At 52.1% G+C, this 24,134-nt stretch carries 23 protein-coding genes; 9 read left to right on the top strand and 14 right to left on the bottom strand.

The window, feature by feature from the left end; all coding sequences use genetic code 11:
* Nucleotides 1–65: 65 nt before the first annotated feature.
* Nucleotides 66–614: an RNA polymerase sigma factor gene (locus GTQ55_RS01220; RefSeq protein WP_161857077.1), complete on the top strand. Its 549-nt coding sequence runs from the start codon at nucleotides 66–68 to the stop codon at nucleotides 612–614.
* On the top strand, nucleotides 614–1,657 hold the full coding sequence (locus GTQ55_RS01225) for a FecR family protein (protein ID WP_161857078.1): 1,044 nt from the start codon (nucleotides 614–616) through the stop codon (nucleotides 1,655–1,657). The genes GTQ55_RS01220 and GTQ55_RS01225 overlap by 1 nt, the downstream gene beginning before the upstream one ends.
* 82 nt (nucleotides 1,658–1,739) lie before the next feature.
* Here the strand turns inward: GTQ55_RS01225 and GTQ55_RS01230 are convergent, their stop codons facing one another.
* The 3 genes from GTQ55_RS01230 to GTQ55_RS01240 all read right to left on the bottom strand — a co-directional run bounded on the left by GTQ55_RS01230 (nucleotide 1,740) and on the right by GTQ55_RS01240 (nucleotide 4,866).
* Nucleotides 1,740–2,234: a hypothetical protein gene (locus tag GTQ55_RS01230; protein ID WP_161857079.1), complete on the bottom strand. Its 495-nt coding sequence runs from the start codon at nucleotides 2,232–2,234 to the stop codon at nucleotides 1,740–1,742.
* A gap of 277 nt (nucleotides 2,235–2,511) precedes the next feature.
* Nucleotides 2,512–3,894: a DUF1214 domain-containing protein gene (locus tag GTQ55_RS01235; protein WP_161857080.1), complete on the bottom strand. Its 1,383-nt coding sequence runs from the start codon at nucleotides 3,892–3,894 to the stop codon at nucleotides 2,512–2,514.
* Nucleotides 3,895–4,146: 252 nt separating this feature from the next.
* The gene (locus tag GTQ55_RS01240) at nucleotides 4,147–4,866 is read right to left on the bottom strand and encodes a methyltransferase family protein (RefSeq protein ID WP_161857081.1); all 720 of its coding nucleotides are present in this window, start codon (nucleotides 4,864–4,866) and stop codon (nucleotides 4,147–4,149) included.
* A gap of 383 nt (nucleotides 4,867–5,249) precedes the next feature.
* Here GTQ55_RS01240 and GTQ55_RS01245 point away from each other — a divergent pair, with 383 nt between their 5' ends.
* Entirely contained in the window at nucleotides 5,250–6,281 is a 1,032-nt protein-coding gene (locus tag GTQ55_RS01245) for a DUF1254 domain-containing protein (RefSeq protein ID WP_161857082.1), read from the top strand.
* A gap of 328 nt (nucleotides 6,282–6,609) precedes the next feature.
* Here the strand turns inward: GTQ55_RS01245 and GTQ55_RS01250 are convergent, their stop codons facing one another.
* The 7 genes from GTQ55_RS01250 to GTQ55_RS01280 all read right to left on the bottom strand — a co-directional run bounded on the left by GTQ55_RS01250 (nucleotide 6,610) and on the right by GTQ55_RS01280 (nucleotide 10,380).
* Nucleotides 6,610–7,008, bottom strand: a complete 399-nt coding sequence (locus tag GTQ55_RS01250) for a hypothetical protein (RefSeq protein WP_237567764.1) — start codon at nucleotides 7,006–7,008, stop codon at nucleotides 6,610–6,612.
* Nucleotides 7,009–7,140: 132 nt separating this feature from the next.
* Nucleotides 7,141–7,563 carry a hypothetical protein gene (locus GTQ55_RS01255; protein ID WP_161857084.1) on the bottom strand — a complete coding sequence of 141 codons (423 nt, stop codon included), beginning with the start codon at nucleotides 7,561–7,563 and terminating at the stop codon, nucleotides 7,141–7,143.
* 32 nt (nucleotides 7,564–7,595) lie between these two features.
* A complete protein-coding gene (locus GTQ55_RS01260; protein ID WP_161857085.1) occupies nucleotides 7,596–8,093 on the bottom strand; it encodes a hypothetical protein in 498 nt (165 codons plus the stop codon).
* Between the two features lie 154 nt (nucleotides 8,094–8,247).
* On the bottom strand, nucleotides 8,248–8,595 hold the full coding sequence (locus GTQ55_RS01265; RefSeq protein ID WP_161857086.1) for a ribonuclease E inhibitor RraB: 348 nt from the start codon (nucleotides 8,593–8,595) through the stop codon (nucleotides 8,248–8,250).
* Between the two features lie 38 nt (nucleotides 8,596–8,633).
* On the bottom strand, nucleotides 8,634–9,203 hold the full coding sequence (locus GTQ55_RS01270; protein WP_161857087.1) for a hypothetical protein: 570 nt from the start codon (nucleotides 9,201–9,203) through the stop codon (nucleotides 8,634–8,636).
* 240 nt (nucleotides 9,204–9,443) lie between these two features.
* Complete coding sequence (locus GTQ55_RS01275; RefSeq protein ID WP_183946616.1) at nucleotides 9,444–9,836, bottom strand: hypothetical protein; 393 nt, start codon at nucleotides 9,834–9,836, stop codon at nucleotides 9,444–9,446.
* A 97-nt stretch (nucleotides 9,837–9,933) separates the two neighbouring features.
* Complete coding sequence (locus GTQ55_RS01280) at nucleotides 9,934–10,380, bottom strand: hypothetical protein (protein ID WP_161857089.1); 447 nt, start codon at nucleotides 10,378–10,380, stop codon at nucleotides 9,934–9,936.
* Nucleotides 10,381–11,468: 1,088 nt separating this feature from the next.
* Between GTQ55_RS01280 and GTQ55_RS01285 the strand changes: the two genes are divergently transcribed.
* From GTQ55_RS01285 to GTQ55_RS01300, 4 genes are all read left to right on the top strand, one after another.
* On the top strand, nucleotides 11,469–11,696 hold the full coding sequence (locus GTQ55_RS01285) for a hypothetical protein (RefSeq protein ID WP_161857090.1): 228 nt from the start codon (nucleotides 11,469–11,471) through the stop codon (nucleotides 11,694–11,696).
* A 313-nt stretch (nucleotides 11,697–12,009) separates the two neighbouring features.
* Nucleotides 12,010–12,612 carry a PIN domain-containing protein gene (locus GTQ55_RS01290; protein WP_161857091.1) on the top strand — a complete coding sequence of 201 codons (603 nt, stop codon included), beginning with the start codon at nucleotides 12,010–12,012 and terminating at the stop codon, nucleotides 12,610–12,612.
* 554 nt (nucleotides 12,613–13,166) lie between these two features.
* Entirely contained in the window at nucleotides 13,167–13,733 is a 567-nt protein-coding gene (locus GTQ55_RS01295) for a hypothetical protein (protein WP_161857092.1), read from the top strand.
* Nucleotides 13,734–14,040: 307 nt separating this feature from the next.
* Nucleotides 14,041–14,766, top strand: coding sequence for a hypothetical protein (locus GTQ55_RS01300; RefSeq protein ID WP_237567765.1), 726 nt, complete (start codon nucleotides 14,041–14,043; stop codon nucleotides 14,764–14,766).
* A 457-nt stretch (nucleotides 14,767–15,223) separates the two neighbouring features.
* Here GTQ55_RS01300 and GTQ55_RS01305 read toward each other — a convergent pair whose 3' ends face one another.
* The 4 genes from GTQ55_RS01305 to GTQ55_RS01320 are packed head-to-tail and all read right to left on the bottom strand — an operon-like array spanning nucleotide 15,224 to nucleotide 21,052.
* Nucleotides 15,224–15,775 (bottom strand): condensin complex protein MksE, encoded by a 552-nt coding sequence (locus tag GTQ55_RS01305; RefSeq protein ID WP_161857093.1) that lies wholly within the window; start codon nucleotides 15,773–15,775, stop codon nucleotides 15,224–15,226.
* Nucleotides 15,768–17,225, bottom strand: coding sequence for a hypothetical protein (locus tag GTQ55_RS01310; protein ID WP_161857094.1), 1,458 nt, complete (start codon nucleotides 17,223–17,225; stop codon nucleotides 15,768–15,770). The genes GTQ55_RS01305 and GTQ55_RS01310 overlap by 8 nt, the downstream gene beginning before the upstream one ends.
* A gap of 1 nt (nucleotide 17,226) precedes the next feature.
* Complete coding sequence (locus tag GTQ55_RS01315; RefSeq protein WP_161857095.1) at nucleotides 17,227–20,238, bottom strand: hypothetical protein; 3,012 nt, start codon at nucleotides 20,236–20,238, stop codon at nucleotides 17,227–17,229.
* Entirely contained in the window at nucleotides 20,231–21,052 is an 822-nt protein-coding gene (locus tag GTQ55_RS01320) for a toprim domain-containing protein (RefSeq protein ID WP_161857096.1), read from the bottom strand. Before GTQ55_RS01320 ends, GTQ55_RS01315 begins: the two co-directional genes overlap by 8 nt.
* 162 nt (nucleotides 21,053–21,214) lie before the next feature.
* On the opposite strand from GTQ55_RS01320, the gene GTQ55_RS01325 reads away from it, so the two are divergent.
* Complete coding sequence (locus tag GTQ55_RS01325; RefSeq protein WP_237567766.1) at nucleotides 21,215–23,248, top strand: DUF2779 domain-containing protein; 2,034 nt, start codon at nucleotides 21,215–21,217, stop codon at nucleotides 23,246–23,248.
* Nucleotides 23,249–23,342: 94 nt separating this feature from the next.
* The gene (locus GTQ55_RS01330) at nucleotides 23,343–24,134 is read left to right on the top strand and encodes a hypothetical protein (protein ID WP_161857097.1); all 792 of its coding nucleotides are present in this window, start codon (nucleotides 23,343–23,345) and stop codon (nucleotides 24,132–24,134) included.

Below are 24,134 nucleotides of genomic sequence, written 5' to 3' on the forward strand. Positions count from 1 at the left end.
TCCAGCGCCCGCCAGAGGCGCCAAAATAAACGATAAATACAACAAAAGTATGGTGAAGAGAATCCATGGCGACAGCGTGGACGAGCCAATTGGCGACCGATAACGACAAGGACCTGGATCACTACTACCGCGAATATCACCAGGAACTGTGTCGATATGCGGTGAGTAAATTCGGATTGTCGTACAGCGAGGCCGAAGACCTGGTGCAGGAGGCGTTTGCGCGCATGGCACCACAGCTTCGGGTTGGCGATATCGAGCACGTGAGAGCCTTCCTGTACCGGTCGGTGCACAACGCCACCATTGATGCGTTGCGCAAAGGTCAGGTGCGGGAGAGCTATGCGCAATCGGTTCAGGACGATCCCGAGCGGGATCAGGACACCCTGGGCCCGGAGCGTGTGGCCAGCAGCCGGCAGTTCCTCGGGCTGATCAGCCGCGCCCTGTGGAGCATGCCCCACAAGCGCCGGCGGCTGTTGTTGATGAATCGTGTCGACGGCCTCTCCTACGCGGAAATCGCGCGGCGGGAAGGGCTCTCGGCAACCGTAGTGAAAAAGCACGTAGCGAAAGCCCTGGCCGGGTGCCAGGAAGCGCTGCGCGCACATGGTGGAGAATTGTGATGACGACTGGCAACAGTCACCCGCAGACAGATATCCGGCGCGTAGAAGCCGAGGCCCGCGAGTGGTTTATGCTTCGCGGTGAACGCAGCCTCGATGCCGACGAGCAGTCTGCCTATGACACCTGGATGCAGCAGGTACACAACCGCAGTGCCTACCAGCGACTGGAGCAGATCGACCGCAGCCTCGCCGCCCTGGCGGCTGGCGAGGAGGGCGCGCGCCTGCGCCAGCGTGGGGGGCTCGATGGCTTTATCGAAAAGCTGCGCGGCCTGTTCGGTAATCTGGGGGGCGCTGGCCCGGCGACCGGCGTAGCCTTCGCCTGCACTCTGATGCTCGCGGTAGGCCTCGTGTACCTCGCGCCCGCGCCGCAAGCCCCTGTTGCACAGGCCTATGTCTCTGAGCTTGCCCAGCAGCGTACCGTTACCCTGGAAGATGGCAGTTTTGTCACGCTCGGCGGCGACTCAGCGATCGAAGCCGAGTTCAATGGAGAGCGCCGTAACGTAAGACTCCTGCGGGGCCAGGCGTTCTTTGAAGTCACCAAAGACCCCGCGCGCCCGTTTTTCGTCAATGCGGCGGGAGCGGAAATCCGCGTGGTAGGCACCCGCTTTGATGTGCACGCCGGCAGTCCTCTCAACCCGTCGGTAAAAGTTACCGTGGAAGAGGGGATCGTTGATGTAGCCAGCGAAGCGTCGGCCACAGCTGCTACACCTAAAGTGCGCCTGGTTGCCGGGCAGCAGGTCAGGGTCACCGAGCAGCAGATGAGCCGCGTCCATACCGTGGATGCCTCCCGGGTCGCCAGCTGGCGCCAGGGCAAGTTCAGCTACCGCGACGCGCCCCTTTCCGAAGTCGTCGCCGATGCCAACCGCTATCGCAAAAACCGCATCGTGATCGGCACCCGCGAACTGGAAAACCTGCGGGTGACCACGGCCTTCAATGCCGACCAGGCGGATACGCTAGTGGCGATGCTGGAGCAGTCATTGCCGGTGCGGGTGTTCAAGGAGCCGGATGGGCGGGTGGTTATCTGGCCGGGAACGGTTGAAGATTGATCCGCGGGAAAAATCCAGCGAAACATAAAAAAGCCCGGATATGTCCGGGCTTTATTGTTGTGGCGTCAGGAATTCAGCAAGCTTACTTCCAGAACTGCCACCATTTCTTGCTGTGTTCTTCGCGGGCAGCCTGGCCTTTTTCGGAGCCCTTGCCCATTTCCTTGCGTTCCTGCTCGGCCTTTTTGGCTTTCTGCTCTTCGAATCCCTTGCGCTTGTCCTGGGCTTTTTCGGATTCTTCCTCGATATCCTGCGGCATTTCAGCTTTCGCTGCCGCTTTGGCCGCGCGCTTCTCTTCGGCTTTCAGTCGTTTTTCCTCCGACTTGCCACCTTTGCCTTCGTGCTTACCTTGCTCATGCTTGGCCTTCTTTTCGGCAAATGCCCGCTTTTCTTCTTCGTTCAGACGGTAGGCTTCGGCTTTAGCCTTGACCTTATCATCGGCCTGGGCCTGGCCCGCTTCCCGATGCGCTTCGATCTGCTCCTGCGTGGGTTTTCCTTGACCTGGAACTTCGGGCTTGTCCGCCAGTGCCGGAGCTACGAAAGCGAGGCTGGTGATAGCGGCGATCAGTGTCTTGTTCATGGCTTTGTGGTTCCTGGTGATTATGTGTGGCTGTGCATTTTGCATCATACACCTGAATTTATGCTGAATGCCCGGGTGAAAAACTTGATCCAGTTAACACCTGGGCAGGGGTGGCCACTTCTGTACACGTCTTTGTCGAAATATGGTCACAGCGAATCGCGAAAAATGAGCTGGGTTCCCTTGAAAAATAACTGTGTCTTTTATTGCTTTTGCCGGCGCGCCAGCTCTTTCTGAAAATTCCTTTCCGCTCCCTGCGCCGACCTGTTGTGCCCTGTCATCATGGCATCTTAACCATGTCACTCAGCATCCAGCTATTGTTGTTATAAGCTTCCTCCGGGCCATAGAATCGGAACAGCAGGAAGTAGTTGTCCGCATTGCCGGTGGGCAGGTAGTTCACACCGTCGTTCAATGGTTTGGGGCCAAAGTAAATCGTGCAGGTGCCGTCATCATTCATCTTCGGGCTCTCTGATGAGGCCAGGCCAATGGGATCGGCTTCCCGGATGTAGGAGGCGGTAGCGACGTCATAAACAAGCACCGACCAGAACTGCTTGGCGGGAACGTCCGCGGGGACGGTCAGCATGTAATTTTTATCACCCTTGAGCGGCTCTCCGTCTGCATCCTTGGTCAGCATGAGATAGGCCGTGGACGATCCCAGCTTTACCGGGGGAGAAATATAAGTGTAGTAAGTGAAGGCGCGGTCGTCGATGTAGATCTTGTTCTCGTCTTCGTAGGTCATCTTCGTCGAGATCATCGAATCGGCCACCGGCTGCGTCCACTGGGTCTTGTCTCCCCAGCGACGCGGTGGAATCGTGCGCAGGAAATGTTGCAGTTCCCCGTGGACCCGCTTCAGGACCCGGTCAAGTGCGGCCCGCGACTTCTCGTCCGGTTTAAAGCTGCCGCCGCGATCTATGCCAATGGAGCTGAGCATGCCCATCGCATACTTGTCCTCTTCACGGACCTCTTCGTAATTGATGACCTTCTGGAGTCGCTGGAAAAAGGTGTGATCCCATGGAAACAGGGAGGAGTATTCCTTGTCATAGATATCCATGTGCGGGTAACGCTCATCGCTGCCGTAGGCGTACTGTTGGAAGCCTTTCTTGATGTAATCGACCGCGCCCTCGAGAGTATTCTCTTCGAGATCGGGAGTGATGACGCGGAGAGTGCCATAGCCCCGATAGGTCCGGAGTGGCACTGGGAGAAACCCGTCCGGCACCGTGATCTTCGGATCGCGGGCGTTGTAGAGGAAATACTTGCCTCCTTTGCCCTTGTCGTCGCCCCCCGCGCCAACGTCCACGACAGGACGCTGCCAGACATCAAGAAACGTCCCGAAGACACTGTAAGGTCCCTCGGTGGGCGGAATCTCGACAACGACAGGTCCGTCCTTGACGTCGTAAATCAACTGGACGTAGAGCGTCGAATTATTCGGCGTCGGCTGCTGAAACTTCCAGTTCGGCGGACGAGAGAAAAAAGCGACTTGATTAAGCTTCTGACCGGCGTCAATCCCACCCTCGATCATCTCGTTCCCAGCCACAATGGCCTGCCCCCACAGCGCCGATTCATAGGCGCGACGTTCCAGACGTTCGGCGTCGAAGTCCCTGGCATACGCAATTCCGAATTGCATGCATGCAAGTACGATGTAGAAAAGAACTTTATTTCTCATGTTGTGGCTCCATCTTCGGGGGACATTCCATGGAATTCTAGGAGGTTTTAGCCACAACGCTGCCAGTGACGGCGGCTACCCTGGTTACGTGTGGCGCAAAAATGGGAGTTGTCCTACGCAGGTCCGAAGACCCAAAGCGTGCTCCCGGACATTGGGCAGGGGCGTGACGTCCGCCATGTCCCGTGAACGAAGTGAGCAGCTTGCCCCAACTGGTTAGGCAATATTTATTGAATCCCCACTCTGGTCACCTCTTTAGTAAATCCCCGGTATCAACCGATAGCGTACGCGTCGCGCATAGTCGCGATAGCCCGGTAACTCGTTTTTTAAAGTATGATCTTCTAGCGCGGTTCTAATCACCGTAATGATTAGCGCAGCAGCCGCCGGAATAAGTACCCACATCGAGCTAAAGGCCAGAGCCATACTCGGGAGTGCCAACATATTTCCGGCATAGCCTGGATGGCGCACAATCCGATAGGGCCCACTGTCACACACCACATGCCCCCGATCCAACTCAATACGGACCACGCTGAAGAAAAAGCGATTCTCTATCAATGCCCACGCAGCGAAAGCGTATCCGAGCGCGATCAGGAGGAGGCCGAGCACGATGAGCCACAATGAAAACAGGGGTGACCAGCCAAAGCGATGATCCAGCCCGGCCACAATAACCATTGGGAAACTCACACTTAGCGCCATTAGTGGAGCAAGCACTTTGTCCCAGGCTTTAGCGCTTTGGACCTTTTCTATATTTTGTCTTTCGGCTGTTAATCCGGGGTGCAGGTGCTCCGCCCACATGCGCCCGCCAATACCAGAGGCCAGGAAAAGCAAGGAATATAGCCACGCTTGCCACCAACCAAGGTCGCCACCGCATATAAATAAAGTGAGTGGGATTAGCAGATAGACCACAACTAATCTGAACCACTGGCGAGGGGATGCTGGTTGATCTACCTTCGTTGTATCTTCATTTGATGACATGCTATCCCCTGCAATTACATGACTTTTTTTGAGCGCCTAACGCCTGCAACAGGGGCGCAGCGTTAGCTGCGTCCAGCGACTGAAAGGAGCGACTTGATTGCACTGGTTAGACGGCTGGTGGCACATATTTTTCCGCCAACAACGATGCATAATGTCTACCGCTATCTGATATTTCTGAGCTGTTTACGAGGCTGCTGAGGCAATCCTCAATTGCCGTGACATGAACTCGGCCCTCTAACGTAGGACTTAGAAATTTAGTTACTTTCCCAAGCTGCTTCCAAAGCACTTCATTTTCTCTTAATGCAACGGATACGGTCAGTAGGTCGTTAATATGACCTATACTCTGAAGTCATCATCATATTCAGATAACGCGGGAGAGTAATATGAAACTTTTACCGTCACTGGCTGTAGTCTTGATGGTAGGTGCCGTGGTCAACTCAGCCTGCGCTAGTGGCATCGAGGTGACAGAAGATAATTTTGCTGTCGCAGAAACCGACCGGTATATGGCCGAGCATACGGCGGAGCATGCCGTCAACTCGATCCGCCACTCGCGCGAACCCTCCGGGCCGGACAACCAGTTCGTGATCACCGAGAACAAGGATGTGCTTTACAGCCATGCGGTGGTCGACACGATGGGCGGCGCGACCATCACGAACCCCGACTGGGACTACTACTCCGTCATTCAGGTCATCGACGAGCAGCACTACACGCTCCACGTGCTCTATCCCGGCGAAAGCGTGACCTTGACGCCCGAGGACCTTACCATGGGCCGGTATGTGTTCCTCAACATGCGCACCGGCCTACGTTCCACCGACGCGCGGGGGCTCGCAGAGGCGCATGCGCACCAGAACGCGTTCTCCATCGAGGCCGCGTCGGCAGAGCCCTACACACCTAAAGGCTTCGACACCAAGAGCCTCGATGCCGTGCGAGCGAAACTGGTGGCGCGGGCAGGCGAAGCCAACAAACCTGAGAAATTCTTCGGTCGTCCAGAGGACGTGGACCCCGAGATGTTCCTGATCGCGACGGCGAAGGGCTGGGGTGGCCTGCCGTTCGCGGACGCTGTCTACATCTCCACCATCGTGCCAGAGGGCGCTGCGGCCGAAGGAGCGTGCTCGAAGATGACGCTACCACGCCCGCCACTCAAGTATGACGCGGGTGCATTCTTCTCGGTCACAACCTATAGCGCCGACAGTTGGATCGTAGAGGAGAACTTTGCACTGAACGATCGTGCCGCAGAGGCCAACGACGATGGCTCGGTCACTTTCCGTTATAATTGCCCCGGAAAGCCCAATAATATCGACGTCAAACCGGGCTGGACGCAGGTCATCCGTCTCTACCAACCGGAAAGCTCTGAGGCGATCTCCAAGTATGTCAAGCAGATCACCTCGGACGTGAAGATTACGGCGGTACAGTGAGCGAAAGTCGTAGCGGAACCGGTTTGCGCAAATCTGCGCAGACTCAGCGGGCCTCAAACCCGCATGAAATCTAATCTTTAGTGTTGTGCAGTCTTGCCAAGTCTGACTGACTTTATGCTCGCTGCGGTAAATTCCCGGTAAATTTAAGGGTAAAAATTGACCAGCAAAATGCACTTTAAGGCTTTACTCACCTATAACCCGGTTAGCCCTGCCCCGATAGAAAAACCTCGCTAATGGCGGGGGTCGTTGATCGTTCCAGGTGACTCAGGCTTGCCTTCGTGGCAGTCACCCTAACGCCCAGCGTTGGCTGTCGCTCTGCCGCTGATTGTTAGGCGATTTCATAGCGGTGTAACTCTTGGAATTCAAACTCGGCATCCGAAATATTAGCCATGCTTATCAATTCCACACCATCTAAGGGCTCACCTTGGTCCCCCTCCCAACATACAACCAACCAAGTTGATTCAAGATCTAACTCTTTAAGCAACAAGAGAAGTGATTCGCGATCTTTTTTCTTAAGTACAATCTCTTCCGGCTCATCACAGTAAGAAATAGCTCGCCAACCGCATCCGCATCCCTCATACCCACCGACATAATAAGCGTGATTTTGATCGTGAGGCCAGCGAAGTACAGCTTTGTCTTTTTGTAACTCAACTCTCTGCAGCCACATTTTTGGGTAGGCTTCGCTCCACTTGGACTCTGGAAGTAAGCTATTTGTAAAAAGGTACATTGCTAAGCAAATTTTTTCGCCTAACGCCAAGTTAACCGGCAGCTTTACAGCAACGAAGTTGCGGAGAAGCTGTCCAGTGGAAGCCGCGTGTTTTTGCGGCTGTAACGGTGGTTAAACGCCTTGTTATGAGTATTAATTGCTAAGTAGCCCTGTAACTGATGATTTAACATTGTATATAACACCATCACAACCCTGACCATAATAGATACTCATAGTGATATTTGTAGCTGTGCTTTTACACACCACAAAGAAGCTAAGGCTTGTATCATATTCTGTTTTTTGTTGCGATAAATGATACTCACCTTGGAAGCCTTCAGAACCCTCTAGAGTTACTACTGCCCCTATTAATGGTCTATCTTGACTTTTTAAAGGGCTGTTCACTCTTACGATAGGACAAGCCGGCAGTTCTTCATCTACATCAATGTCAAACTCAATATTATGAACCTTTGCCTCGCCTACTGTGAGTGGAATAACAGTCGTTGTTACACCCATGCAATCAGTGCTTGTTGCAAGAGAGTGTGGCGATAAAAATAGAAGTAAGATGAAATATTTCATTGCGAACTCATAACGCCGCCGGCAGGGGCAGCTTACCTTGTGCGCTTTTTTGCGCGAAAATGGGAGCGCAGCGACCCGCGCAAAATGTGCACAAGGTAAGCTGTCCCGCGGAGGGCCGCAGGCCCGTAGCAAACTGCCCGGCCTTGTAATGCAGTTGTACCTTGCTGCCTCCTGATAACCACCATCAAGTATGCCGAAGCAATAGCAGCAGCAGTAACTAGCAAACTAAATCCCAAATAAACAAAATCTGGGATTACGCCCGTAATGAAATAAAACATACTCAAACTAACGCTAGCACTTAAAAATACTATCGCTACTGCATGACCAATCGGATTTGAGATTTTAAGATTAAATAAAGCGTAGAAAATTGCCAGTTCGATAATGTAGCTGGAAGAAAATTGCACGTAAGCTTGTAACATTGAGCCTATTGGAAGATCGTTTTTGGCGAGGAAATACCCTTCTGCAGCTCCAATAGAAACACCAATAACTAAAGAAATAATTGTAAAAGCAATAATAATTTTAAAATTCATATTACGGCCATAGATGCATAACGCCCACGGCAGGGGCGGCTTACTTTATGCGCGATTTGCGCGAAAATGTGAGCGAAGCGAACTGCGCAAAACGTGCATAAGGTAAGCCGTCCCGCGGAGGCCCGAAGGGCGGGAGCTTCACTGCCCGTGATTGTTAGGTTGCGGTCTGAGCCACGCAGCCCCAACCATTTAAAGTACCGTCAAATAGACTTGCAACACAGAGCATAAATCCAGCCGTTGAGCTAATAATGTGCTGATTTATTGGCATATGGATAATCACCTGGACTCGGTGCAATCCGTCATGCTCTGCCAATACGGATGCAGTTCCATAGTTGTAATCATTGATGAACCCACATATCAACCCAGCTTTCTCCTTAGATGGAGCTTCAATCAAGAAATCTACATCTCGGAAAGTGGAAAAATTATCACCTTGAGCATCGAGAGACCTCAAGACTTGAATGTCTGACTCAGACCCATCCATCAATTTATCGATTATTGCCATACTTGAAACCTAACGCCGCCGTAACACGCGGCTGTATTTCAGCCGTCGTAGTTCACGGCATTGTTATAGGGCTTACAGGGCCCCTTAAAACCGAGCCTTGCAACAGATGGCAAACCTTTACCTTTTGTGGCTAGAACTCCGCCTTCGAATGTGACATTTTCTAACCCGAGTTTAGTTAAGCTTTCCATATCCCACGCCCAGCCGTCATAAATGTATGCCGAGTACCATGACATAGAATCCTGGGGGTAGACAGATAACTCCCAACAAGTTCCGGTCTTCTCATATAACGAACGCTCAGCTACGCGCCAATCATTTAATTCCGAGTCAGACCAGACTTCTGGCTCATGACTGTAATCAGACTCGGCTCCTCCATGCCAACCTAACACTGCACCAGACTCGACAAAAACGCTGGCAGCTGAAGGGAGCACATAATTTGCACAGCTTGAAAAGCATACCCTTGAGACAACAACATCAATATCTCTATCATTGATAAAATGGCCGAAAGCTATAGATTCCAATGCGTCGCCTCCGCCACTAGATATCCTAAGTCTTCCGACGTCAAATTTTTTTATCAATTGCTCTGCAAATGCCAGAGATTCACGATTCATGTCGCCTATAAATATAAGCGTATCCCCTTCGATCTCAATGTCATACCAGGTCGAGTCTTTACTCCCAGTCGATGACGAGCATGCAGACATAAATATGAGAGACATTAAGTAAAAAATACTTTTCATAGTCGATTAGGGACAGCCCTATAACGCCCACAGCAGGGGCGGCCGAAGCGTAGCGTAGGCCGTCCCGCAGAGGCCCGAAGGGCCGGCGCATACTGCCTGTGATTGTTAGGTGGCTTACTGGGCACTGAGTTTTCTCTCCAGCGCCATATTATATTCTTTGGCGTAACGGCTAAATTCATGAGTCAGCCTACTATGCTCCTTACTCTCTAATGCGTCTGAGGTGCCCATGATATATCTAGAGCCGTATTTACAGAGGAACTCTTTGTTGGATAGACCTGGATAGCCGATTCCGAAACCGCCAATTGTTATGAAGCGATAGTCTTGATGCTTGACTCTCGCTTCTAAATCTTTTCCAGGTGAATCTAGATTAATTGGCAATAGGTACGTCTTCAACACTGCTAGCTGAGTTGTCTCTGGAACTGTATCAGGATTCATCCAGCATGGAATCTCATCCGAATAAACGGATGTGCTGAATAAAAAGACAAAAATGATACTCAATAGTCTCATGCTGATTTTCACCTAACGCCCGCAGCAGGGGCGGCTGAAGCGCAGCGTAAGCCGTCCCACGGAGGCCCGAAGGGCCGTAGTAAGCTGCCTGCGATTGTTATATTTTTGACCGATGAAGCTCAAAATAAACGCCTTCGATCAAGACAATGAGATGGTCTTTGTCTTTAGAAAACAAAAAACCACCTTCCCACCATTCAGCTCCTTGATCATCGCAAGACACCGATACTTGGTAGATTTCGCTACTAGATATTCCTAACTCGGTAAATGAGTTGTAGGTTCCAGAGAAAAAATCAGATTCATTAATATTGTCTACATTGTATACCGGAGAATTGCATTCTGTAGAACCAAACCGAGTCATTTCTTTTGAATAGAAAGCTTTAGTTCCAATGAATTCATTTGCCTCCTCTTGGGTAAGCGAGGCAATACCACTGGTTGGTATGTCTTTTTCAATGACCCAGCTTCCACTAACGTAGTCTTGCCAATCTTCTCCAAAGGCGGCTACGGGTAGAAGAGCTAACAGTAGAAGTAAACGAATAGAACTCATAACTCTCTCTGAAATATAACAGTTATATCGTGGGCGATATGTCCAGTATCTTCCTGCCCACTATTTCCAGCTCAAATTTTCAAATTTTTGCTCAGCCCAACAAACATCAGGGGTTGCCGGCGATTACAAAATAGGCGGGAATGATTTTGATCGTGGTGCCCACTATCTCGCTATCTGAGCCTTCTTTCAACCGCCTGATTTTTCATGAATTTATACAGTGTTGGATAGGCTTGTGGAGATAGTGGGCAATGGGGGCGATAAGTTGCGGCTGTTTCAGTGGTTGAATGGTGGTTCTTGAAAGGCGGCCTGAGGATAAGAATGTGCGCTGTTAGCTGATATAGATTTTGGTGATGCCTGCACGAGGGCGGGGTGATTGGTTTTTCGGGGTGGGGGTTGGGCTATCGGTATCGGGAGCTGTTCTGAACCTGCGGCTTCGTGCGGGACGCTCGTGTCAAGCTGCTGCGCAATTTGTCGAACCGCGGTGGTTCTCAACCGCCACCGATCAACAGGCACAAAAAAAGCCGCACCCTTTCGGGAGCGGCTTTCTGTATGGTGCCCAGAGGCGGAATCGAAGCATCTTCTAACGGCCCTGCGGTGTTTATAAAACAAGCAGCTGATCCTGTGGATAACCACAGATATAACCACAGGTTAGCAATTTTTCGATAACTGCAAGTGAAAGGCCTGTTACCAATTAAGGCGCACCGCTACAGTTTGGTACTCCTCCAAGTTAAGCTTGGCTCACGGTGGCTTCGTTGCATCCTATCTAGGATTACAGAGCCTCAATCCTGCCCTTACTGCCTTTCCTTCCACACGCGGACACGTTGTTACTGCCAAGGTCAGTGTTCTTTACTATGAATGATAAAGTTAGGCGTATCTGAGTCCGTATCCCCACTTTAGCTGAACTTAAAGATTGTAGGGCCCTTCAGTACCGAAACGATAGCCTTAATTTCCTCCCGACTGCAAACCACCGGGAGACAGCGATATTGCCGCGCTGGCATAGAATCGATATTGGAGCTGCCGATACCTAAATATCACTTATAAAAATACACGGGTAAATTAAGCGCAATTTTCTAAGTAATGACAGAGGAGTGACAATTCACAAGCGATTGATTGAAAAATGCCTCGACCTCACCGATACCGATTTCACGCTGGCGCCGCAATTTATGAAAGTGGATGAAGCGCTTTTGGCCAATAAATGTAAGTCTGATCAGTTCGATAAGCCAATCCGGCTTCTCGCATATGATGACGAAGAGTGGGGTAAATATGTCCGAGTTTTGGGTAAGGCATGGCGAATGTCAGCCATGAAGGCGCACTGAACTCTGTATGTATTCATAGTTGGTGTGGATCAAGATGTAAGTCACGATTGGAATTTAGAGGCCAAGGATCACATCCACCATAGATGGTCTGTAAGTTATTGATTTTTTGAATAGTTAAATATGAATAAGAGCTAATAGCGACCTAGGTGAATGGCTCACTATCTACCGTTGCTATTTAGTCGAAAATCTATAAGCTCTTGCAAACCAAACGATTTTTTGAGAAGCGACTATGAGGCGTTCCACAAATAGTTGCTAAAGTGATAGTGAGTCACTGGCTAATTAATAGACTGTTACGTTGTTTTAGGAAAAATTGATGAAACGGAATTATGTGCTGGTAGATCTGGAGAATGTATCTCCGGATAACTTGCATTTGCTTGAGGATGAGCACTTCCATGTGAAAGTTTTCGTGGGCAGCTCACAGAGCAAGATCCCAATGGAAATGGTACTTGCAATGCAAGCTATCGGTTCCCGCGGAGAATATATCCAAATATCTGGATCGGGAAAAAATGCCCTAGATTTTCATCTTGCCTATTATCTGGGCATTTTAGCTGAGCGGGAACCGGGCTCATATTTCCATATTATTTCTAAAGACAAAGGTTTTGATCCGTTAATTTCTCACATGCGCTCTTGCAAGAGATTTGTCCATCGCCATGTAGATGTATCGGAAATTTCGGTTCTCAAGGCCAAGCTGCCAGAGAAACCTTCATCAGAATCTGGATATGAGAAAGTTTTAAAATCGTTAAAAATCAGGGGGCGTAGTCGGCCCAGAAAGCCTGAGACTTTGCGCAGTACTATAAGAGCTCTATTTAATCCTCCCTTATTAGAGGGGGAAGTAGAGAAAATCGTACAGCAGTTGGAGAAAGATGGCATCGTTACCATTGCGGCCAAGACTGTGGGGTACTCGTTCGCAACATAGCAAGCGCGTGAAGGGCGATACCTTAAGCTCTGCTTCGCTTTTGTGTTACTCGCTACGCTCACAAATTAATACAAAAGCGGCGTGCCGCTTGGTGCGCCTTACGCAGCGTTTAGGTGCTCATGGAGGGTGATACCAAATGGAAGACATATTAAACGACTTGAGGGCGACTACAGAAATTCTTCTTGGTGCCATTCGAGGTAAAGACGACGAAAAGGCGTATGAGGCAGTATCTGTGTTGCTTTTTCAGGGATTTACTATGCTAGGTAAGGACTACCCTACCATGCAAAAGTTTTTTTTTGGTTTGGAGTGCGATAGAGGGTTTCATTTTTAGCGGAAATCTCGAGAGGGCGCTAGGGCAGACGGAAACTTGGAGTCGTCAGCTTGATGAGGTCATCGAAATTGTAACGGAGCTCCGGTAGTGAGGTAGAAGGCACCCAACAAACGCTGCAGGCTGGAGTCTAACTTTGTGCACTTGATGCGCGGTCGCTATGCTCTCATTAAGCGCCCAAAGTTGGCCGCGTCTGAGTGCGTCGTTATGCGTCATAGAGAAGCTTATGCCGAATAAAATTGATCAAGAAAAACTGGAAGAAAAGATTGAGTCCGTATCTTGGGGAAAAGCTTTTCATATCTATGAGCAAAGGAATGAGTGGGTAAATTGGGACGGAGATACCAGCTTAGTAAATAGAAGTGGTAAGCATGTGAAGCTGTCGTTATATGCAGCGGAAGAGTCGGCAGAACGCTCAAGGTTACAGGGGACAAAATTCTATATAGCAGAGATTCCAGCAATAGTAGTTTGTTCAAAAAATTTTACCCTGATAGTCTGTGAGTTGTTCTCTCAAAGTCCACTCAGAAATTTAAAGTTTTCGAGTAAATCATTACATACTGATCTAACGTTGTTGGGGTTGAAAAAATTAGTACCAACTAGTAAGTGGCAGTTTTCATTTTTTATAGACGGTGTGATTAGCAACCTAAATACTGAAAAAGTTTGGTATAAACGAGAATCTTCACCAGGAAAAGGAAGGAATCACTTAGCGTGGAGCTTGAAACCTCAAACAATTAATTTACAGTATGTTGAGTCAAGCACATCGTTACTGTCGGCTAGGTTGTTGAGTGCCGCATAACAAAGCAATTCAGCCTACGTCTGATTTTGTACGCCTTTTGTACGGTCGCTGCGCTCCCATTTTTATGTAAAAGCACACAAAGTAAGCCACACCTGGTGTGGGCTTTAAGTGTCACAGAAATTCTGTGGGCGTAGGAGCGTAAGTGAAATGTGCAAAATTATCGGTAATAAGTTTTATTATGACGCCTATAAAAAGTTGTGAATTGGAGTTGTCCAGATTCTTCAATAGGTACTACAAATATTGCGCATCGTCGGATGCCGATGATCTTAAAGATTTACTATCTGTTATGTGTAGTGCATGTGAGAAATTGGAAAAGGTAAAAGCAGTTAATTTTGGGAAAAACAAACGTTATCGTGCTCTAAAAGCATTGAGAAACTTCGCTACTCATGAGTCAGAGTTGCTCAATTCGGCAAAGGCCATATCAGTGGTATCTGTAAAGATGATTCACGCTGAAGTGCAGCTCATGAGCTTGTTGCCGTTAGAAGTAGTTGATTATGCAATACGTAATCTGAAGTCAAAGCAGACCAAAAAGTATTTGAAAGAAGTGACCATCAACTACGGGAGGTATGTAGATATATATCCAGCATTGTTTAACTTTACTGTAGATCTTTACTTTGAAGTAATAAAGCATAAGCTTAATATCGAAGGGTCAGGGTTTGAAGAGCTAAAGAATTCTATTAATTATGAAAAAGTGAATGGTTTTCCTCACTATATAAGTGGAAAAGTCATCATGCTGGATGGTTCTGATGTCAATAATTTTATCGAAACGCAGGCTGTAAGTATTGAGCATAAAAATCTCGAGTTTGCAGAGGCTCCAATTGGTGAGGGTGGGCTTTATAGTTTTGTAACTGCTTATGACGCAATGCCATTTGATGAAGGGCGTAAAATGGAAAAAGAAGACAAATCCTATATTTTAAACCTTCTAATCGATAGTGGTGTTGTTACATTTAACTGTAAAGAATTAAGTGCTACGCGTCCTCTTAGTCCAATTGAAGCTGTCATAATTTACGAGTATTTAAATGATGGGTTATGAGGAATTTAACGCTTTTAATAAGGTGGGCAGGAATGACAAAAACGCGCAGTGTTTTTGTGTCTTAATTTGACGTTAGACAACCGATTTACCCAAAAAAATAGACTCCCTGTAAAGTTAGACTTCGGCCTAAGGCGGAGGTGTAACATGGGTAAGAAGATAGCTCAGACGCATACGGAAGAATTCCGTCTCTAGGCGGTGGCATTGAGTGTGTTGATGAAAAGACACGAGTGACCAACGTTGCAGACCTTGGCGGACTATTCGTCGGCCTGATTTGGGCGCAGTAGGCAACTACCCTTAATTTGGTCTGAACTAATCCATCTTATTTTCGGAGTACTCAGGTGTATAACTTCGGACTGAACCAGACAGGGTACTATATGAAAAACTGGCAACTTTAATATCAATTTTAACTTATCCATATAAGGTTCTGCCTTTGTCCTCGGAACCGTTAGTTGAGAGGTCACTGCACATTTATGGCCTCAATCTCAAGCTGCATCCGCTCCACCAGCGCCACACCTCCTGTGCTCAGCACCAGCCTGTCCAGATGGTTCCAGTAGGCCAGCTTGCGCGTCACCAAAATGTTTTCTACCTCCTTTTCGAAGCTACCCTTAAGGCCCACCGCGCGCAGCATTTGCTGGTATTCATCCACCATCCCGATCTTCCCCACTTGGTCACGGGTCAGGCCCGCCCTATGGGTAGTCACGATACTGGTCAACTGCGGTAACTGCGACGTACCACGGACCAACACTACCAGCATGACCTGAATGCGCATGGCGGCGTCGGATAAGACATCGCTTTTGTTCAGCTCGTTCAGAAAAAAACACCCACCCATTTCCTTCAGCTCGTATCCGATGCAGCTGTAGAGCTGGATGTAGTGTTCCCGGTTCAATGCTGAAGATAGCTCGTCATACAGCGGGTTGGGTACCAGCAGATCCCCCTCCATCACTTGCTTGTTGATGACCCAGCCATTGATGAGCTCGTTGTAGATTTGCCGACTGTACTCTTTATCCACGCGCATGCTCCTCAGTTGGTGTCCCGTTCTCGCTTACGACGGGCGTATAGGTTCGTATCTGGTAGGTAAGGGTCTGACCCGCGTAGGCGATTTGCAGCTCCGGTTGTGGCGGCGCCAGCGTCACCTCCCCACGCCCCTGTACACAGGGAACCGCATCGAAGATATCTTTCATCGTGTATCCAGGCATGGCTCGCACTAGGTGCTCGTGCAGCGTGCGATAGATATCCGGCGAATCTTCACCGAACGGAAAGCTTTCCATCGCCGCCAGTATGCGATCCATGTTGTTACGCCGCGCGATCTCCTCTTCGCTCAGGCCTCCGGACACCGCTACCAGCTTCGCCTCGGCAATATGCTCCTCGGCCTCCAACCGCACTCGCAGCAGCTCGTCCAATAGCGCGGTGCCATCTTCCTCTGGCCAGCTGATTTTGCTGTTCTGGGATCGGTTGAAGCTCTTCAGAGTGCCCAGTACGCGCACGGGTTTGAACACCTCATCGTCCGGGCGCAAGCGCCAGTCGCGCAGTTGCCCCGTCTGTCGCTCCTGCACGGCGCTGCGCAGAGCGTTGTAAAGGTCCTCGACGCGGTTGTACCGGCGTCGCTCGTCTTCCGCGAACTTGATGTAGGTATCGAGGCTTTTGGCGATATCCCCGATCTCCTGCGCATTGCTCAGGATATGCAACTGTACCCGGGTCAACCGGCTCACGTGCTCGGTCATCTTGCGCTGGCGAAAGCGGTCGATGATCTGCCGAACAAGTGCCATGGGCGCGTGGCTGCCATCCAGTTCGGTCACGTCGCGGTGGATGTCCAGCCGCTCATCCAGGAACTGGAGGGTAGGAGTGACATGGCGCTCGTGGATATGCAGGATCGACTTCAGTGCCTCCCGCATCTGGTCCGTCTGCTGCAGGTCGGTGAACGCATGCTCATCGACCTTACTTGCTAGCCGCTCCGCCTGGCCGCGCAGCGCGCGCAACGCAATCCGCAGGCGCGAATCCACATGTTGCAGGGTGTAGTAGACCGCTTCCACCATCTCCTCGAACTGCGGTTCCCCAGGGGCCCACTCCACATGGAAGTTACTGACCTGCTTGTAGCACTGCTCAAGCTGGGCCATCAGCTGGTTCAGCTCCGCCGACGAAAGCTCCCGCATTCGTGTGTTGTCGAGGTGGCGCAGCATCTCCAGCACGAAGTCCTGAAGCCGGAAGCGCCCGGAGCGGCTGTCCTGATAATTGAGTAGCCCGTTCTGTTCCAGGTTTTCCAGTGACAGGGTATCCAACTGTTTCTGCTGGTCTTTCTTGTCGAGGTGCGCAGTGGATTTCACCAGCAACTGGTTGTAGTCGCTGATGGTGAATTCCATCGACGGGTTGTTCTGCTGGCGCTCGACCTTGTCCATCAGTGCAAAGAATAGGTTCTTGTGCTCAAGGATGGTGATCAGTGTGCGATCCGTTCTGACCGGCATATCAGGCCTCGTCCTCCGCAGTCACCACGGTCTCTGCGGCGGATTGTTCCGGTGCGGCATTCTCGCCGGTGCTGCTGGGCAGGGTCACCTCGCCGCGTAGCGCTTCATGCCGGATTACGTGCACCGCCTGACATTTGCCCACGGCAAAACCCTCGCTCAGCTTGCGAGTGTAGATGTCGTGCCAGCGGCCGATGTATTGCACGATGTAGCCGTTGTTGTGGGGGTTGGCCACCAGCAGCACCATGCGGCTGCCCTCCACCACCCGGCGCAGCTCCGGCAGGTTCTTCTCGTCGAGGCTGCCTACCTCGTCAAACACCACCGGCAGGGTGAACACCACATCCTCAGGTACCAGCTTCTTCATCAGGATCGACAGCAGTACCGCGTTGATCATGCCGTTGGTACCGTGGGACTGGGAGGTGTCCTCCTTCTGGCCCCGGATTTCGTAGATGAAGCGCACTCCGGTGATGATCTTTTCCAGGTTCAGCTTGGTGGAGCCGCGCGCGCTGGTCAGATACTTCTCGCTGAAGTCCATCAGCCGGCGGTGGAAGGATTCACTCATCAGCTCGGTGGTACCGCGCCCGTAGTCCTGCAGCTCCTTGCGCAGTTCGATGAACGCCTGCAATGCCTGGATGCGGATGCTGACCCCGGACAGGTTGGAAATCCGGATGCCTTCCAGCGTTTCGTTGATGCGGCTCTGGAAGTTCTCGATGGCCACTCCCATGCTCTCCAACATGCTCATTTCGATGCTAGTGCGGTGGTTGTGGTTGGCGATCTGGGATTTGTGGTCGCGCTCCTTTCTGTCGAGGTTTTCGAACTCGGAGCGGATCTGCTCGTAGATGGCCTGGAACTCGGTGTCGTCGAGTTGCGGTTTGTGGGTAATCTCCGGCGGAACGTCCATGATGCCGGCTCCGGCCAATACCCGGAACCGGTGCTCGGCTTCCTGGACGGCGTCGATCACCGCCCTCAGGCTCTGCTCCAGTGGCTGGTAGTGGGCGCTGAGTTCGCCCGGATCTGTGATCAGCTGTGCGCTGATACTTGCGGGACGCGTGCTGCTTTCAAGTTCTGGGAGACTGCGCACCGCGTGGTTGAGTTCCTGCTTGGTGGTCTTGATGGCGTGTCGCAGGTCGTCCAGCGCGCGGAGTGCCTCGGTGACTTCTTCCTGCTCTGCCAGCAGCTGCCCCAGGTGCTCCTCGACGTATTTCAGCTCGATTTCGAATTCATCCTGTTGCGCACGGAGCGCCTCTTGTTCCACCAGCCGGTTTTGCACATCGTCCTGGATGCCGGGCAAGCGCTGCAGCAGGGCGATCTCGCCCCTTAGCTCGACGATTTCAGTTTTTTTCTCCGCCAGCATTTCCTGTGACAGTGGCCCGTTGGCGGAGATGATTCGGTGGAGTTCGCTGATGCGCTTGTCCACCCCCCCGATGGTGCGGCGTACCGCGTCCAGTAGGTTTTCGGCTTCCTTGCGGCTGCTCTCTTCGTCGTAGGGGTTCACATGTGCAGTTGGCAGGATCTCACCGCCGAGAACCAGCTGACCTGCCTCGTTGAGGGTGAATAATTCCGCGAACCCTTGAATGGCCTTGGCCTGGCTCCCCATTGGGGTGATGCTGAGGCGACGGAAGTCGGTGTTCAAGCTGTTGAGCACAGTCGCGCTGTGGCTGTCGAGGTGGTTCAGGAAGCATTGGCCGAAGTCGGCGATCAGTGCCTCCAGCTTGGCGGCCTCCTGCTGCGCGGTCTTTTTCTCTCCTAGTCGTCTCTCTAGTTCGGCGGTGGCGCTCTCCTTGGACTCCATGCTGCGGAGCGCTTCCTCTTCGTCACGAAGGATTCCTTGCAGGTAATCCACCACTTCCTGCGGGTCTCCGCTTTCGCACATCAATTGGTTCTGCTGGATGATGGCCTCGGCCCCCTGCAGGTTTTTCTGCCCGGTGGCGAGGTTCTTTGCGAGCAGGTTAAGCCCGCCCTTCACTTCGCTAAGCTTGCGGTTGGCGAGGTTGCGGCTGTCCTTGGCGCCGTTGAGCTGACGCTGCAGGCTGGCCTTGCGGCCATGCAACTCCTGCAATTGCGGCTCGAGTCCTTCCTGCATCGGCTCCAGTGACGCTCGCAGCAGCCAGTAACGCTTGTGGGCTTTGATCTTTTCGGTATTGAAGGTGTGGTAGGCCCGGTTAAGTGCCTGCCAGTCGTCGCTGTGGTTCTTGATGGCCTGAATCTGTATAGCGTTGCGCCGCAGGCTCTCGCGGTCTTCGCTGATCTGCTTGAGGTCGATGTTCACTGATTTTTTGGTGAGCGCGATCTCGCTGTCGATGATGTTCGCGATGGCCTGGGGGAGGTTGCCGCCGCTCGCACCCTTGATGTCAAACGACAGTTGCAGCAGGGCCTTGATGGATTTCAGCAGGGCGCCACTCGGGGGCTGCACCGTGGGCATGATGCAGTAGCGGGTTTCCCGGCGGCCGGGCGTGTAGCGGGTGTACATCGCCGTGCGAATCCGCTCCTGATCGTCAAACACCTCGCCGTGCATCTGCAACAGGGTTTGCTGTACGTCGCTCAGCGCCATAGCTTCCGGGGGCTTGCCCAGGCCGTTATTGGCCTCGGAATGGATATCCCAGAATAGGTGGCGGATGGCCTCGTAGGGCTTGTCGATCATGATGCGCGCGTATCCCAGTTCTTCCTTGCTGCGGTGCAGCACCACACAGAAGTCGCCCACCGGGTTCTCCGCTTCCAGAATCAGGAAGGAATTGGGCGCGGGGAAGTAGTAGTTGAAGCTCTTGATGCCGGAATACACCTCCCCGCCCGACTTGAATTCAAACTTCTGCTCGCAGTTACGGAAATTGACCTCTGGCAACAGGAACAGCTTTAGGGCGTTGAGCCCGGAGGTCTTGCCTTCGTTGTTGCGCGAGAGCAGAGCGGCGGTTTCATTAAGCGGGATCTCGACGTAGGCGGCGTTGCCAGAGTTCACCATGATGAGGGTTTTCAGCCGGTACTTGTCGCCATCGACTAGAGAGTGTTGCGCGTTATCCATGAAGGGGGTCCAGATAGGTTTCCTGCTCGAGCTTTTTGCCGGTGAGATACAGGCGTTGGAGTAGAGCGGTGAGTTCGGGATGTGCGCGTCCGGCACGGTGTATCGCAGTGCGCTCGTCCTGGCTCATGCTTGAGGTGGCGCGGGCGAGATAGGCGTCGATGTTGTCGGGCACCAGAAAGCGCGGCTGCAGGCCGGTATCCGCCAGCAGTGTTTTGATGCTGCCGTAGATCTTGATGCCGCCCGGGTCCAGGTCCAGGAGGGTGTGCACCGCCCGGTATCGGGTATACAGAGTGCGATTACAGGCTTTGGCCGCCGCCTGCCCCGCACCGAAGAGAAGGGTAATTTCAAGGGGTGCGGCAGATAGGCCGCAGCGTTCCACTAATAGGGCAATCGTTTCTTCGAAGCGGATGAAATTCTGCAGGTTTTCCACGATGACCAGGATGTCCCCGGCAGGTTCATCTTCGATCCAGCTTTGTCCATCCCGGCTGAAGGCGACGCGCGGCCTGTCCCAGCTGATATGTTGAATCATCAGCGCATTTCCCTCGACCCGCTCACTGTGGGACTTACCGCTATGGGATGCGCTTATGCGGTCGATGATGGGGGCGGGCGCCGGGAACTGGGATTCGATCTCCCGCAGCGACCGCTCATCAAGAACTTTAATAACGCTCTCGCCGGCGAATCGGGACTCGGGTTGCAGGCACTGCATCAGATGTCCCGGCAATACGCCATTTCTGCCCATGGCGGTCAGGAACCGGCGCCAGTTGATGGGGGCGCCATCTCGTATTGCGCTGAAGTATTCGTGGGGTTTGGGCATCAGGCTTTATTCTGCTGCGTGGGCACGATAACGGCGTTTCATCCTATAGCCGAATGAGCGTTGGCGCCAGTTTCGAGGGGTATGCCCACCCTGATCCCCTGATCCCTCGCACCAGTTCGGACGATCGCGGATTTCCACTACAGGGCATCGTAATCAGCTTCTATGTACATAAATTGGTGTAGGGTAATGGAACTGCCGGGAAAGGAAGACGTCATGGCTAAGAATTCTCTCCATCAGCAGATGCCGGTGCTGTTGACCAAGTCGCGCTTCAGGCGAGCCCTTGAATGCCCCACCAAGCTTTATTATGGCGAACAACCAAACTATGCCAACCAGAGCCTGGAAGATGACTTCCTCGCTGAGCTGGCCCGTGGCGGATTCCAGGTTGGGGCACTAGCGAAGTGCTATTTCCCTAATGGGGAAGACCTGTCAGACCTGGATGCCGATGCCGCCCTGGTGCGCACAAAAGAATTATTACGCCAGGGAAAAGTCACGATTTTTGAGGCCGCATTCCAGTATGACCAGCTACTGGTGCGTGTGGATATTCTCATCAAGGATAGTGACCGCTACCAGCTGATCGAAGTCAAGGCGAAAAGTTGGGAGCCGGCAAGCGATCGCTTTCTGAATAATAAAAGAACCGGAATCCTAAGGGAGTGGGAACCTTACGTCTGCGATGTTGCATTTCAGAGAGTGGTGCTTGAAAAAGCGCTGAACACCAACAACATCGAAAGCTATCTTATGCTGGCCAATAAGCAGGCCAGCGCCGCTACCGACGGGTTGAACAGCAAATTCCTGGTGGTAGGCGAGCAGCATAAGGTGGTGGTATCTCCCGACCTCACTGACGAAGACCTAGCCAATGAGCTGCTCATAAGAGTCAGTGTCAAAGAGCCGTTAGACTTTGTCCTGGCAAAAGGCGAATACCACGGACAGTCCTTCGAAGGCTACATTGCGGTCGCTGTTGATGCCCTGCAAAAGGGGGCGCGCTTGGCCGGGCGTATTGGTACGGTTTGCAAGAAATGCGAATTTCACTGTACCCCGCAAGACGACATCAATGGATTACAAAGTGGTTTTCGCGAGTGCTGGAAGGAGGCACTGGGCTGGCAGGATAAGGACTTTGGAGATCCTTCGGTACTGGAAATTGCCAACTTCCGCAATGCCGATAAGCTCTTCGCCCAAGGCAAAGCCAAACTGATAGATACCGAAGAGGCAGACATCAATCCCGCGCCAGACGGGAAACGAGGCCTTTCCAATAGCCAACGCCAGTGGCTGCAGATTACCAAGGTGCAGGAGGGAGACAGCAGCCCGGAAATCTGTATAGATGAACTGCGAGAAGAAATAAATCGCTGGACGTACCCACTGCACTTTATCGATTTCGAAACCATCACCGCCGCGCTTCCCTTCACTCGCGGTCGTCACCCCTACGAGGGCGTGGCCTTCCAGTTTTCACACCATGTGGTGCAGGAGGATGGCACTGTCGCACACGCGCACCAGTTCCTGGATACCACCCTGGGACATTTCCCCAGCTTCGACTTTATCCGCAAGCTCAAGGAAGCATTGGATAGTGACGACGGCACAATCTTTCGTTATTCAGCCCATGAAAACAGTATCCTCAACCTGATCCACCGCCAGCTGCGGGATAGCGGACTGTCGGATAAGGACGTCCACGAACTGTGCACGTTTATCGAGTCCATTTCCCATTCAACGAAAGGTAGTGAAAGAGAGTGGCGTGGACCGCGGGATATGGTCGATATGCTGGAATTGGTCAAGCGCTATGCCTACTACCCGGCGACCAAGGGTTCCAATTCCATCAAGTATGTACTGCCGGCCGTGCTGAGCGACTCTGCCTTTCTGCAGGAGAAATACGCCCAGCCAATCTATGGCGCGGCAGGTGGTATTCCCAGTCACAACTTTACAGACTGGCAGTGGATACAGAAGCAAAACGGCCAAGTTCAGGATCCCTACCGCCTGCTGCCGCGCATGTTTGAAGGTATGCCGGAAAATCTTGATGAACTACTGTCGGAAAGCGACAGCCTGGCCAATGGTGGTGCGGCGCTGGCGGCATACGCAAAGATTCAGTCCACGGAGATGGGCGATTATGAGCGCAAAGAGCTGCGGGCGGCGCTGTTGAAATACTGTGAGCTGGATACGCTGGCTATGGTGATGATTTTTGAAGCGTGGCAGGCAGCGGTGAGAAGCTAGATCGCCATCTGAAATCCGGCTTTATTGCCCGTGCGGTTCCTAGTAATGTTCAGTATCCATAAGAAAAATTCAATGATATAGCGATTAGTAGCCGATGATCGATAGCAGTATCTCTGGCCCCCTGTTTATCGGATGGGATGTTGGCGGTTGGAACTGCGACCGCAATGCCAATAGCCGTGACGCACTGGTGGTGCTGGACAGCGAGCGAAACATCCTAGGCCAGTCTTGGCGCGGTAATGTTCGCAGGTTGATCAATGAGGCCGCCAATACGCAGGAGTGGATAAAGGCTCTACTAGCTTGTTGTCAGATAGAGGCTTTCGGTAGCTCACCATCGGTAGTGTTGGCTATCGATACGCCGCTGGGTTTCTCGCAGGCCTTCCGGCAGCTGATTTCCGGTAAGGGAGCGGCTGGAACTATTGAGACATCCGCCGATAATCCCTACCTATTCCGTTACACCGAACGGATCCTATTCCAGCGGGGTTTGACGCCGCTTTCTCCGGTCAAAGACATGATCGGTAGCCAAGCAACCAAAGGCATGCATGCATTGGCGCGTTTTGCGCCCGAGAGTCCGGCCACGGGGCTCTGGACTGACGGCAGCAACCTTACTGCGCTCGAGGCTTATCCCGCTGCCTGTAAGCCTTCGGCACTAGTGCTTGAACTACTGAAGCCTTACCGCCATACGCCTGCTGCTAACCAGGTTGATGCTTGGGAAACTACGGGGTTTGGTTATGGCATCAATCACGAGGACGAGCGCGATGCCTTGCTCTGCGCTCTGGTGGCATGGCTCTATCACTTCCAGCCAGATGACCTATTCCAGCCCGATGTAGCTACACCGTGTGGTGAAGGCTGGATATTCGTACCTCGCGATGCCTTGAGAGGTGGCTAG

It is taken from the genome of Microbulbifer hydrolyticus (genome assembly GCF_009931115.1).
Taxonomy (GTDB): Bacteria; Pseudomonadota; Gammaproteobacteria; order Pseudomonadales; family Cellvibrionaceae; genus Microbulbifer; species Microbulbifer hydrolyticus.